This is a genomic window from Shimia sp. SK013 (genome assembly GCF_001292625.1).
Lineage (GTDB): Bacteria > Pseudomonadota > Alphaproteobacteria > Rhodobacterales > Rhodobacteraceae > Shimia.
Map to the genome: position 1 here is coordinate 447,635 of NZ_LAJH01000012.1, position 11,630 is coordinate 459,264.

13 protein-coding genes are annotated in these 11,630 nt (G+C 59.0%); 1 reads left to right on the forward strand and 12 read right to left on the reverse strand.

The window, feature by feature from the left end; all coding sequences use genetic code 11:
• Window positions 1–12 precede the first annotated feature (12 nt).
• The 11 genes from SHIM_RS11880 to trpS form a co-directional block, all read right to left on the reverse strand.
• Window positions 13–1,002: a BMP family lipoprotein gene (locus SHIM_RS11880; protein WP_054002848.1), complete on the reverse strand. Its 990-nt coding sequence runs from the start codon at window positions 1,000–1,002 to the stop codon at window positions 13–15.
• A 157-nt stretch (window positions 1,003–1,159) separates the two neighbouring features.
• Window positions 1,160–1,582 carry a GNAT family N-acetyltransferase gene (locus SHIM_RS11885; protein WP_054002849.1) on the reverse strand — a complete coding sequence of 141 codons (423 nt, stop codon included), beginning with the start codon at window positions 1,580–1,582 and terminating at the stop codon, window positions 1,160–1,162.
• Window positions 1,575–2,165, reverse strand: a complete 591-nt coding sequence (gene tsaB / locus SHIM_RS11890; protein ID WP_082358375.1) for a tRNA (adenosine(37)-N6)-threonylcarbamoyltransferase complex dimerization subunit type 1 TsaB — start codon at window positions 2,163–2,165, stop codon at window positions 1,575–1,577. The genes SHIM_RS11885 and tsaB overlap by 8 nt, the downstream gene beginning before the upstream one ends.
• A gap of 9 nt (window positions 2,166–2,174) precedes the next feature.
• Window positions 2,175–2,615, reverse strand: a complete 441-nt coding sequence (locus SHIM_RS11895) for a GFA family protein (protein WP_241488851.1) — start codon at window positions 2,613–2,615, stop codon at window positions 2,175–2,177.
• The gene (locus SHIM_RS11900) at window positions 2,605–3,168 is read right to left on the reverse strand and encodes a NifU family protein (RefSeq protein ID WP_054002850.1); all 564 of its coding nucleotides are present in this window, start codon (window positions 3,166–3,168) and stop codon (window positions 2,605–2,607) included. Before SHIM_RS11900 ends, SHIM_RS11895 begins: the two co-directional genes overlap by 11 nt.
• Window positions 3,169–3,274: 106 nt before the next feature.
• On the reverse strand, window positions 3,275–3,730 hold the full coding sequence (locus SHIM_RS11905; protein WP_054002851.1) for a universal stress protein: 456 nt from the start codon (window positions 3,728–3,730) through the stop codon (window positions 3,275–3,277).
• 124 nt (window positions 3,731–3,854) lie between these two features.
• Window positions 3,855–4,718, reverse strand: coding sequence for a branched-chain amino acid aminotransferase (locus tag SHIM_RS11910; RefSeq protein ID WP_054002852.1), 864 nt, complete (start codon window positions 4,716–4,718; stop codon window positions 3,855–3,857).
• A 181-nt stretch (window positions 4,719–4,899) separates the two neighbouring features.
• A complete protein-coding gene (locus tag SHIM_RS11915; RefSeq protein ID WP_054002967.1) occupies window positions 4,900–6,786 on the reverse strand; it encodes a PhoX family protein in 1,887 nt (628 codons plus the stop codon).
• Window positions 6,787–6,929: 143 nt separating this feature from the next.
• The gene (locus tag SHIM_RS11920) at window positions 6,930–7,415 is read right to left on the reverse strand and encodes a VOC family protein (RefSeq protein ID WP_054002853.1); all 486 of its coding nucleotides are present in this window, start codon (window positions 7,413–7,415) and stop codon (window positions 6,930–6,932) included.
• 187 nt (window positions 7,416–7,602) lie between these two features.
• Window positions 7,603–9,096: a BCCT family transporter gene (locus SHIM_RS11925; protein ID WP_054002854.1), complete on the reverse strand. Its 1,494-nt coding sequence runs from the start codon at window positions 9,094–9,096 to the stop codon at window positions 7,603–7,605.
• 171 nt (window positions 9,097–9,267) lie between these two features.
• Window positions 9,268–10,305, reverse strand: a complete 1,038-nt coding sequence (gene trpS, locus SHIM_RS11930; RefSeq protein ID WP_054002855.1) for a tryptophan--tRNA ligase — start codon at window positions 10,303–10,305, stop codon at window positions 9,268–9,270.
• 107 nt (window positions 10,306–10,412) lie between these two features.
• Between trpS and SHIM_RS11935 the strand changes: the two genes are divergently transcribed.
• Window positions 10,413–11,099, forward strand: a complete 687-nt coding sequence (locus tag SHIM_RS11935; protein ID WP_054002856.1) for a rhomboid family intramembrane serine protease — start codon at window positions 10,413–10,415, stop codon at window positions 11,097–11,099.
• 1 nt (window position 11,100) lies between these two features.
• On the opposite strand, the gene SHIM_RS11940 is transcribed toward SHIM_RS11935, so the two are convergent.
• Complete coding sequence (locus tag SHIM_RS11940) at window positions 11,101–11,625, reverse strand: HdeD family acid-resistance protein (RefSeq protein WP_054002857.1); 525 nt, start codon at window positions 11,623–11,625, stop codon at window positions 11,101–11,103.
• Window positions 11,626–11,630 lie beyond the last annotated feature (5 nt).

Sequence of the window (11,630 nt, forward strand, 5' to 3'; positions counted from 1 at the left end):
GGGAGCGTTGTCTTATTCCACCGGGCAGGTGTTGTCGGACATGTAGTCGTGAACAGCCAGCTCGCCGGAAGCGATTTTGCCTTTGGCCATGTCCACGGCTGCTTTCATGTCAGCAGACACGAGCGACGCGTTGTGCTCGTCCATGGCGTAGTCGATGCCGCCGTTGGCAACGCCCATGACGTTGAAGCCTGTTTCCAGATCAACACCAGAAGTCATTGCGTCATAAACAGCATTGTCAACGCGCTTCATCATGGACGTCAGAACCTTACCGGAGTGCAGGTAGTTCTGGTTGCTGTCCACGCCGATCGACAGGATGCTTTCATCCGCTGCGGTCTGCAGAACACCAACGCCTGTGCCGCCAGCCGCTGCGTAAACAACGTCTGCGCCTTGGGCGATCTGTGCTTTGGTCAGCTCGGAGCCTTTTACCGGGTCATTCCAGGCGGCAGGTGTTGTGCCGGTCATGTTCTGGATCACGGTTGCGTCTGGGTTCACGGCTTTGACGCCTTGAACGTAGCCACATGCGAACTTACGGATCAGTGGAATGTCCATGCCGCCGATGAAGCTAACGGTGCCGGATTCAGAGGCCATCGCCGCCATCATGCCAACCAGGTAAGAGCCTTCGTGCTCGTTGAAAACAACGGAGCGTACGTTGGGGCTGTCGACAACCATGTCGATGATTGCGAATTTGGTGTCAGGATAGTCAGGTGCAACTTCGGACAGTACGTTGCCGAAAGCAAAACCGGTCATGACGATCGGGTTGGCGCCAGCTTCAGCAAAACGACGCAGGGCCTGCTCACGCTGAGCTTCGGACTGCAGTTCGATTTCGCGGAACGTTCCGCCGGTTTCTTCGGCCCAACGAGTCGCGCCGCCAAAGGCTGCTTCGTTGAACGATTTGTCGAATTTGCCGCCAAGGTCAAAGATCAGCGCTGGCTCTGCCAGAGCTGCGCCTGCGGATAGGGCAACGGCAGCAGCAGCGCCGAGGAATTTGTGCATGAGGCTCATGAATGTCTCCCATTTGAGTAGCGGGGCGGTCGTTTATTTGCCGTCCCAATTGTTCAATCCCGAAGGATCATCGTGCAAGTAAGGCCACAGCGCCCCGAAGGGTCAACTGAATTTTGACTATTTGGCCAAAAAATTGGTCCGCGAATCGGGCCTGTGCTTAGTTTAGCGTCTTTTCCATAAGGCTGGCAGCTATTTGGCTGCCGTTGTCGCGACGGTAATAGTCAGGCCGATTGGCGGTGATTTGGTATCCTGCGGCCTGATAGAGAGCAAGTGCCGCGGCGTTGTCTTCGGCGACTTCGAGGAAAGCGCGGGTGGCGCGTCGGTTCTGCGATTCGCTCTCAAAGGCCTTAAGAAGTGTGCGGCCCAGGCCTTTGCGGCGGTGACTGGGGTGCACGGCCAGTGTCAAAAGCTCGCTTTCGTCGACAATGCAGCGCCCCAAGGCAAAACCCCCGTCATCAGAGACGCAGAAACAGTGCGGGCTGGACAGAAGGCTCGAGAATTCGTCAGCCGACCACGCACGGGTGTCTAAAAATGCAGCAGAGTGCAATGCGGCAAGTGATTTGAAATCGGGGTCAGCCATCAAGAATCACTGGCGCTGGATCGCGAGGCGGGGCGGCGTCGGCGGGCTTGATATACAGTGGTGCCGGACGCGGCGGGTTTTGATCGAACTGCGTTGCGGCGATGCGCGCGATGTTGCGGACCTGCGTTGCCGGATCGACAAGCGGGCGAATTAGGTTTGCGTCCAAATCGTCCGCCGGAACAAGTTTCGGGGTCGGGTATCCCTCGCCTAGGACATAGGCCTGATCGCGCGGCGCAGGGACCATAGCGATATGCGGTGTGGCCGCGTCCAGTGAGGTGGCTGCAAAAGCCGACACGCCGACGGCTGGAATAGCGAGACCAAGAGCAAGACCGCGCGCTGCGCTGACGGAAATTCGGATACCGGTGAAATTGCCGGGCCCGACGCCGACGCCGATGGCATCCAGATCGGCAAAGGTCGTGTCGGCCTCAGCCAGAACCTCTTGCAAAAGTGGCATGAGGCGTTCGGCCTGACCGCGTTTCATATCTTCGCTTATCAGAGCCACAACGTTGTCACCCCGTAACAGGGCGGCAGACACGTGTGGGCCGGAAGTGTCAAACGCAAGGATCAGAGGGGAAAAGGTCACGGGCGTCTCTCAGATGGCGTCGTTCAACGTGTTGCGTGCGCTGCCAAAAACGCGCGGGGCGTCGTCTTGGAGATGCAGCCAAGGATAGGCGGCGTCCGCATGACAGTGCAAAGCGGGAGCCAGGTCTGCGGCCTGATCGATCAGACCAAGCGGAACATAGACCTGATCGGGAAGATACTCAAACCGTGCCATCAGTGGAGAGCCACATGCGTTGCAGTTCCAGCGCGTGACACCTTGGGTGTGGGATATGCCGGTGCCTTGATCCGGTTTTGCCGAAAGGTGATCGGCGCCAAAGGCGGCAAAGGCAGGCAAAGGTGCGCCGGTCCAGCGGCGGCAGTCCGAACAGTGGCAATAGGCAACTGTGGCGGGCAGGTGGTCAGAAACCAAAAGGACGGCGCCGCAATAGCACCGTCCTGTGATCTTGTGATGTGTGGTGCCGTCAGACGGCAACCGGGCGCACCTCGGTCACTTCGGGAATGTAGTGGCGCAGCAGGTTCTCGATGCCCATTTTCAGGGTCAGCGTCGACGATGGGCACCCGGCGCAGGCGCCCTGCATGTGCAGATAGACTACGCCGCGGTCAAAGCCGTGGAAGGTGATGTCGCCGCCGTCTTGTGCCACAGCCGGACGCACGCGGGTGTCTAGAAGCTCTTTGATCTGGCCAACGATTTCGCCGTCTTCGCCGGTGTGTTCTGCGTGACCCGAAGGTGCAATCGCATCTCCGGCCATAACCGGTTGACCGGATTGGAAGTGCTCCATGACCGCGCCGAGGATGGCGGGTTTGATGTGATCCCACTCGATGTCGTCGCCTTTGGTCACGGTGACAAAGTCATTGCCGAAGAAAACGCCGGACACGCCGTTCACCGCAAAGATGCGCGTGGCGAGTGGCGAGGCGGAGGCGCCTTCGGCCGTCGGGAAGTCGGCCGTGCCTGTTTCCAGCACGGTCTGGCCGGGCAGGAATTTCAAAGTGGCCGGGTTCGGCGTGGATTCAGTTTGAATGAACATATGGCAGACCTTTCCTATCAGGAATGGATATGCGCCCGCGCAGCCCGTCTGTCAAGGATTAGAATGATTCTAAGGTCAGGGCCGCTTTGGCATCGCGCCCTTGTGATCAGGTGATCGCTTCGAGTTGTTCTTTGGTCAAGTCGCCGGGCACTACCGTCATTGGCACAGGCATGGAGCCCGAGTTGCGCGACAATTGCGTGACCAGCGGGCCAGGGCCTTTGCGGTCGTTGTTCGCGCCGAGCACAAGAACGCCGATGTCGGTGTCTTCTTTGACCTCAGACAGGATCTCCGCCACGGCCTCGCCTTCGCGGATTTTGAGTTCCGGGTCTACGCCCTGACGGTCGCGCATCCATTTGGCAAAGACTTCAAAGTGCACTTCGATGCGTTCGCGGGCTTCTTCGCGCATCAGGTCGCTGACGCCGATCCAGTGGTTGAATTCTTCGGGCGCAATGACGGAAAGCACTTTGACGCCGCCGCCGGTGTTGGCGGCGCGCATGGCGGCAAAGCGCATGGCGTTCAGGCATTCGCGGCTGTCGTCCAGTATCACAAGGAACTTGCGCATAAGGTGTCTCCCGTTTCGGGGGATATTGGCGGGAAGGGCGCGGTGGCGCAACAGATTTTGGAAACGGCCATTGCGGCACCTGCGCGGCGAACGCCCAAAGCAAGGGGCTTTGGCCGGTTCTGTATCAGGCGTTTGAGGCTGCCCAATCCCAGTACATGTCTCGCACACGGCGTGTAAGCGGGCCAACCTGATATTGGCGGTCGTCAAACGCGGACACCGGGGTGACTTTGTTCATGTTGCCCGACATGAAAACTTCGTCGGCTGCCTCGAAATCGGCATAACCCAGCACGGTTTCATGCACGGTCACTCCATCGGCGCGCAGGTTTTCGATGTGGCGCGCACGGGTGATGCCCGACAGGAAGGTGCCGTTGGGCACGGGCGTAAAGACTTCGCCGTCGCGCACCATGAAGATATTGGCGGTGGCGGTTTCGGCGACATTGCCCATGGCGTCGGTCACCAGCGCATTGCCAAAGCCTTTGTCGCGCACTTCGCGCAGCATGCGGGCGTTGTTGGGATAGAGGCAGCCGGCCTTGGCGTTGACCACAGAGCTTTCCAGCACAGGGCGGCGGAAGCGGGTCTTGGTCAGGGTTGTCGAGGCAGATTCCGGTGCCATCGGGATTTCTTCGAGGCAGATCGCAAAGCCGGTTTTGTCGGCGCTGGGCACGATGGCGGTCACGTCGCCGTCGATGCCCCAATACATTGGCCGGATATAAACAGCGGAGCCGGTGTCATAGGCTTTAAGACCTTCCAGCGCGATCTCGACCATGTCTTCTGTGGAAACGGTGGGCGTGAGCATCAGCGCTTCGGCAGAGCGGTTGGTGCGGGCGCAGTGTTTGTCGAGATCAGGCGTGAGGCCGTTCACAAACCGCGCACCGTCAAAGATGCCCGAGCCAAGCCACGCGCCGTGGTCGGCAGCCGAGATGATCGGCGTGTCGCCGTCATGCCAAGTGCCGTTGAAATAGGTGCGGATATTTTTGCCGGTGGCCATGTGCGGAAACTCCCCTCGCTCGCTGGAGCGCAGACTATGCCTGCGCTGACGCAAGGTCCAGAGGGCGGAGATTGCGATTTGTGATGGGTCGGATCAGCGCGGGTTAGGTGGGTCAAAGAAAAGCCCCCAGCTGAAAGGCCGGGGGCTGTGTTTGATGCTGAAAAGGTTTTTTGAAATTCCGTTAGCCGATCAGGCCGCCATCGGTGCGGCGCACGGCAAAGACGCCAGAGCGTGGCACCGACGTTCCGCCACCAGGGAAATGGCTGTCGCCGCGCTCGCCGGGGTGCTGGATGCCGACAAACATCGTGCGACGATCCGCGGACCAGCAGATGCCGGTGACTTCGCATTCGTTTGGACCCACCAGGAAGCGGCGGATTTCACCGGTCACAGTGTCGCCCGCCAACATCTGGTTGTTGCCCATGCCGGCAAAGTCACCTTCGTTGGAGTATTTGCCGTCGGTCTGGATCCACAGCAGGCCGGTGCTGTCAAACGCCATGCCATCAGGTGAGTTGAACATATTGCCCGAGTTGATGTTCTCCGATCCCGCATATTCGTCGTCGTGCACGTCGGGATTGCCTGCCAGAGCAAAGAGGTTCCAGTTGAAGCCTTGGGCCGCGTGGTCGTCGTTGTCGGGCATCCAGCGGGCGATCTGGCCATAGTGGTTTTCAACGCGCGGGTTGGGGCCGTTCGCGGAAGTGTCATCACCGCCGGCATTTGGTTTCTTGCCGCGATTCTTGTTGTTGGTGAGCGCGACGTAGGCTTCTGCCTTTGTCGGGTTCACCGCCACCCATTCTGGGCGGTCCATGGTCGTCGCGCCAACTTTGGACGCGGCCTGACGTGTGTGGATGCGGATTTCGGCGTCTGTCATGCCTGTGGTGTCTGGTGTCAAGGCCAGCCATTCGCCGCGCATGTCGTCGTGGAACTTGGCCACAAAGAGATCGCCGTTCTCCAGCAGATCAGAGTTGTCGCCGTTGGCGGCATAGACGCCGTGAGAGACAAACTTGTAGAGGAATTCACCGCGTTCGTCATCGCCGAGGTAGACCACGGCGTGGCCCGATGGGGCGAGAACAACGGCGGCGTTTTCATGCTTGAAACGACCCAAGGCGGTGCGCTTCTTGGGGGTTGATGTTGGGTCAAAGGGGTCGATCTCTACCACATAGCCAGCGCGGTTTGGCTCGTTCGGGTTTTTGGAGACATCGAAGCGGTCGTCGATTTTGGCCCAACCGTACCCCCAATCTTTGGACGACACGCCGTAGCGCTTAAGCTCGGCGGTGACTTCGTGGGCTTCGTCGGCAGCAGAGAAGTAGCCGTTAAAGTTTTCTTCGCAAGTCAGATAGGTGCCCCAAGGGGTTTCGCCGCTACCACAGTTGTTCCATGTACCTTTGGTTGTGGTGCCAGACGGATCCGCGGCGGTTTTCAGCATGTCGTCGCCAGCGGCTGGACCGGTCAGGTCCATGTCGGTCTGCGGCGTGATGCGGCGGTTCAGGTCGCTGTCTTTCACGACCTGCCAATTGCCTGCGTCGTCGCGCGCGACCTCAAAGACCGAAACACCATGCGCCATCATGCCTTTGGCGATGTCGTCGCCCGAGGCCGGTTTGCCGTCGGGGTTGTTGCCCCACATGATCTTGCGGTTGGTGTATTCGTTGTTTACGGCCAGAACGGTGCGCCCGCCCCTGGTGAAGATCGACATGCCGTCGTTGTTGTCGCCAAAGGCCATCGCCTGTGTCGCGGCAGTGCCGCGGGTTGCTTCGTCAAAGTCTGGTGCGTCTGCGGTGATCGGGTCGCCCCATGCCACAACCTGCTCCCATTCAAAACCATCGGGGACGGTGATGGTGTCGTTGGAGTTAGCCGGAACGGCCGAAAAGCCGAAGCGATCGCTGTCAGCCCGCGCGTCGCCGGTCAGGGCGGTGGTGCCCACAAGGAAGGAGCCCAGTCCAAAGGTCATCACGCCGCCCAGAAAACCGCGGCGAGACAGGGCAGTGTCCACAACACGGTCAAAATCGGTCTCTTCCGCGCGGGGGGAAATCAGTTCGTCAATGTCGTCAAAAGACAGGTCGTCGTGATCCATTGCTGGCTCCTTGGCTTGCTGGACAGGGCGCCGCAGCGGGGCGCCCAAAGTGTGCAGCGCGACCATAAGAGGTGCAAGGAACGGATTCGTGACAGCCGCGATTCAATATTGTGACAGGCTGCGACGCTGGTGGTCGCGCCTCGCTATGCGGCTTCGGCCAGAAGTGCGGGGAGATCAAGGCGACGGGTGTACATGGCGAGGCTGCCATCGGGGTTGCGCGGCCAATCCGCTTCGGCCCGGTCGCGGTAGAGTTCGACACCATTGCCGTCGGGATCTGTCAAATACACCGCTTCACTCACGCCATGGTCAGACGCCCCCTCAATGGCGTATCCCGCATCGATCACACGGTGCACCGCGTCTGCAAGCTCGGCGCGGTCCGGATAGAGAAACGCGGTGTGAAACAGACCTGTGTGACCCGGAGGTGGCGGGGTTGCGCCATTGGATGACCAAGTGTTCAGGCCGATGTGGTGATGGTATCCGCCCGCGCCCAAAAAGGCCGCGTCGTTCCCAATGCGGACTTGAACTTCGAAACCCAGAACGCCGGAATAGAAGCCAATGGCGCGGTCAAGGTCAGCGACCTTGAGGTGAACGTGGCCGATGCGGGCGGCTGGATGGATGGGGGTGTTCATGGTGGGACTCCTTTGCTTGAAACAAAGGTATTGTTGTGAGGTGGCGTGCGAAACTAGCGATTTGGCGCGAAGGGTGTGCAAAAATGCGCACCGACGTCTCAGGGGTTGGGGCGTAGGCTTAACCAGATCAAAAACCCAATATAGGCAAACACGCCTATGTTGAGCACGGTATCAAGGAGTTCACTGCTCATTTGAAGTCTTCCTTTTTGAGAGCGCGGAACAGGCAGACAACCAGCACCGGCACAATGAACACAAACGATATGGCCGAGAGTGCGATGATCGAGCGCACCAGTGAAATGTCGCCGACCAATACCATGGCAAAGCCAAGCGCCGCCAATATGCCGCCCCAAATTGTGCGCAGGCGCGGAGAGGGGTTTTCATCGCCACCCGAGCCGATCATGGCAAGAGTGAAACCGGCGCTGACGACGCTGGTAACCACAAACAAGAACGCGGCCACGATGGTGGCCAATCGGGTGATCCCATCCAACGGGAACTTCTCCAGAAGGGCAAATGTCGTGGCGTCGAGGTTTTCTTTGTTGATGGCCGACAGCGCCCCGTCGCTGCGCAAGGCATCAAAGAACCCAAGGCCGCCAAATATGCCGAACCAAAGAATGGAAAACAGAGTAGGGGCGACAATCACGCCAACCAGAAATTCGCGGATGGTACGCCCGCGGGAAATGCGCGCGATGAAGATGCCCACAAATGGCGACCACGCCAGCCACCAAATCATGTAATTCAGCGTCCAACCCTGGAACCAGTCGACAAGGCTATTTTCGAAGAACTCGGCCGTTGCGAACCCTGCAGGCAGCACATTGAACACGTAGCGTCCAAAGCCGGTCACAATACCGTTCATCAAATAAGATGTGGGACCGGCGATCAGCAAATAGAGCATCAGGCCCACAGCAATAGACATGGCCGCATTGGACAGTTTGGACATGCCGTCGCCCAAATCGCTGCGCAAGGGGATGACAAAGGCAATGCACATGGCAACAAATACGGGGATTGTGATCTTGGCGGGGTCGGCGATCCCAAGCAGCCCGGCCACGCCGGTTTGAATTTGAAACACCCCCATCGCCAGTGAGCCCGAAAGGCCAACAGCGATGGCGACGATTGTGGTCAAATCAAACAGCCACGCCAAAACGCGGACCCAAGGTGCATCGCCAATCGAATCCGTCAGAGGCGCGCTGAGCAAAAGGCTGCGTTGGCGGCGATATGCAAAATAGGCGATGATCAGACCCACCACGCCGTAGATCGCCCAAGCGTGAAAACCCCAGTTCAGATATGTGACAAACAGGCCATGTCCGGCGGCCTGTGGGTCGCTGGTGAATTGGCGCAACTCTTCAAAATGCGTCAGCGGCTCCGCGGCGCCGTAAAACAACAAGCCGATGCCCATTCCCGCAGCAAACAGCATGGCGATCCAGGCTGGGGTGGAAAATTCTGGTTCGGCATCGTCTGGGCCAAGGCGGATTTTGCCAAAGCGGGAAAAGGCGAGGAAGATTGCCACAAACAGCAGGCCGCTGGCCTCTAGCATGATGAACCAGCCGCGGCTGGCAAATTGGGTGGCAACGGCCGCGGCGGCGATCGAGCCCAAACCTTGCGGGTCCAGAATGCCCCAAAGCGCGATAGCGGCGCTGATTGCAAGCGCGGTGATCAGCAGGGGGCTTGGCGATTTGTTGGGCATGTGCGCTCTTTCATCCAATTGGAAGGCCGCGTGGCAGGGCGGTGCGCGTGGCACATTTCCAACCGTATTGGGAGAGCCTAGAGGCCCAAATTCCGTCTGTCTATGGACCTGGACGGCAAAAAAGCCCGCCATAGAGGACGGGCTTTTTTTCAGAGTGCAAAAGGTGGAGGTTTAGGCGCCAACCATTCCCACAATTTCGTAGGTCTTTTTCAGGATCGGCGCGGCGATTTCGCGGGCCTGAGTAGCGCCATGAGCGAGGATTTTGTCGATCTCGTCCTGTTCTTGCATCAAGCGGGCCATTTCGGTGCTGATCGGCGCGAGTTTGTCGACCGCCAGTTCCGACAGCATCGGTTTGAACTCCGAGAACTGCTTGCCGCCAACGTCTGCCAGAACCTGATCGACGCTCAGACCCGAGAGCCCAGCATAGATGTTCACGAGGTTGCGCGCCTCGGGGCGCTCCTCAAGGCCTTTGGCCTCTGACGGCAGCGCCTCGGGGTCGGTTTTGGCTTTGCGGATTTTCTTGGCGATGGTGTCGGCGTCATCCGTCATGTTGATGCGCGAGGCATCCGACGGGTCGGATTTCGACATCTTCTTGGATCCATCGCGCAAGCTCATAACGCGGGTGGCCGCGCCTTCGATCACCGGTTCGGTGACAGGGAAAAAGTCGACGCCGTAGTCGTGGTTGAACTTGATCGCCACATCGCGGGTCAGCTCGAGGTGCTGTTTTTGATCCTCGCCCACCGGGACATGGGTGGCGTGGTAGATCAAAATGTCCGCCGCCATCAACGCTGGATAGGCAAACAAGCCCAGCGAGGCGTTCTGCTGGTTCTTGCCGGCCTTGTCTTTCCATTGAGTCATGCGCTGCATCCAGCCCATACGGGCGACGCAGTTGAAGATCCACGCCAGCTGCGCGTGCTCGGGCACGGCGGACTGGTTGAACAGGATAGATTTTGCGGGGTCAATGCCGGCGGCGATGAAGCCCGCGCAGAGTTCGCGGGTGGCGCGGCGCAGTTTGTCGGGGTCTTGCCAGACGGTGATCGCGTGCAAATCGACCATGCAGTACACGGTCTGGTGCGTACCGGCCTCTTGCATGTCGACAAAGCGCTTCATCGCGCCAAGGTAATTGCCCAACGTCAGGCCGCCCGAGGGTTGGATCCCGGAAAAGACGCGTGGGGTAAAAGTGGAGGACGTTTGGACCGCCTCTGTCATTGGAGTTACTCCGTCTGGATTAAAAGGTGAGAGTGGCTTACTCAGGGCGCAAACCCCCGTCAAGAAGTCATGCGCGGGGGCATGAGCAACAAGAAGGAACGTGCCATATGAGCCATCCCGACGATCAAAGTCCGGTCAACCCGCTGCCGCCCGTTGTGGTGGCGCTTTTTCTTTTGATTGTCGGCGTGGAGGCGATGCTTTGGGCCGGGGCTAAGGGGCTTATTGGCGGGCCGAGTGCCGTGGGGTGGCGCTTGGCTGCGTTGCAGCAGTACGCATTTTCAGCCGAAATCATGGACTGGATGCTGGCCACGGGAAGTTGGCCGATTGAGCATGTGAAACGCTTTGCGACCTATCTGTTTATCCACATCAGCTTTACCCACGCGCTGTTTGGCGGGGTGCTGTTGCTGGCGATTGGCAAAATGGTCGGCGAAGTGTTTTCGCAACTGGGTACATTTTTGGTGTTTGTCGGGTCAGGCATTGCGGGCGCGATTGGCTATGCGGTGATCCTTGATCCGGACCTGCCGTTGGTTGGCAGCTATCCTGGTGTCTATGGCCTGATCGGTGCCTTTACGTTCCTGATGTGGACACGGCTGGGAGAGCTGGGCGCGCCGCAAGCGCGGGCATTTTCATTGATCGGCGTGCTGGTGGGCATTCAGCTGTTGTTTGGTTTGCTGTTTGGCGGCAACCCGGATTGGGTTGCCGACGTGATTGGCTTTGGTGCCGGATTCTTAATGAGCTTTGTCTTGGTGCCGGGTGGCTGGCAGCGGATCCGCGAAAAGATCCGCCGCGACTAGTTCAGGCGTTTCGGTCCATATCGCGCGCAACAAGTGCGAGGGCTATGGCGCTGATGCCGTTGGACAAAAGCTCTACCGCCAACAGAACACCGAGGATCACAGCGGCGGACTGCGGGAAGTTGGACAGCACCATGGCGCCCAGCACCAATGAAACGATGGCCGACAGATAAAGAGCGGCGCGCGAGGTGCCTTCTGCGCCAGAAAAGCCGAACCAGGCTTTGGTAATGCCGGACAGCAAGAACATAATGCCGGCGACGAAGGTCAGGGTAAGCATGCCTTGAAGCGGTTCTTGCAGGATGTTGATACCGATCGCGAGGGCGATGAGTCCAAAGATAACACCAAAGATTTTGCCACCGGCGCTGGGCGCGCCGAAAGAGGCAATCACTTGAATGCCACCAAGAAAAACGAAACTCCACCCGGCGATGAGCGTAGCGGTGACCGAAGCGCCAAATGGGTTGGCGAGTGCGACGAGGCCCAAAACGACTGACAATATGCCGATGATCAGCATGACGATCCAATTTACCATTTCAA

Coding starts and splice junctions, on each gene's coding strand:
- SHIM_RS11880 (WP_054002848.1), bottom strand. CDS start 1,002: ATGAGCCTCATGCACAAATTCCTCGGCGCTGCTGCTGCCGTTGCCCTA.
- SHIM_RS11885 (WP_054002849.1), bottom strand. CDS start 1,582: ATGGCTGACCCCGATTTCAAATCACTTGCCGCATTGCACTCTGCTGCA.
- SHIM_RS11900 (WP_054002850.1), bottom strand. CDS start 3,168: ATGTTCATTCAAACTGAATCCACGCCGAACCCGGCCACTTTGAAATTC.
- SHIM_RS11905 (WP_054002851.1), bottom strand. CDS start 3,730: ATGCGCAAGTTCCTTGTGATACTGGACGACAGCCGCGAATGCCTGAAC.
- SHIM_RS11910 (WP_054002852.1), bottom strand. CDS start 4,718: ATGGCCACCGGCAAAAATATCCGCACCTATTTCAACGGCACTTGGCAT.
- SHIM_RS11915 (WP_054002967.1), bottom strand. CDS start 6,786: ATGGATCACGACGACCTGTCTTTTGACGACATTGACGAACTGATTTCC.
- SHIM_RS11920 (WP_054002853.1), bottom strand. CDS start 7,415: ATGAACACCCCCATCCATCCAGCCGCCCGCATCGGCCACGTTCACCTC.
- SHIM_RS11925 (WP_054002854.1), bottom strand. CDS start 9,096: ATGCCCAACAAATCGCCAAGCCCCCTGCTGATCACCGCGCTTGCAATC.
- trpS (WP_054002855.1), bottom strand. CDS start 10,305: ATGACAGAGGCGGTCCAAACGTCCTCCACTTTTACCCCACGCGTCTTT.
- SHIM_RS11935 (WP_054002856.1), top strand. CDS start 10,413: ATGAGCCATCCCGACGATCAAAGTCCGGTCAACCCGCTGCCGCCCGTT.
- SHIM_RS11940 (WP_054002857.1), bottom strand. CDS start 11,625: ATGGTAAATTGGATCGTCATGCTGATCATCGGCATATTGTCAGTCGTT.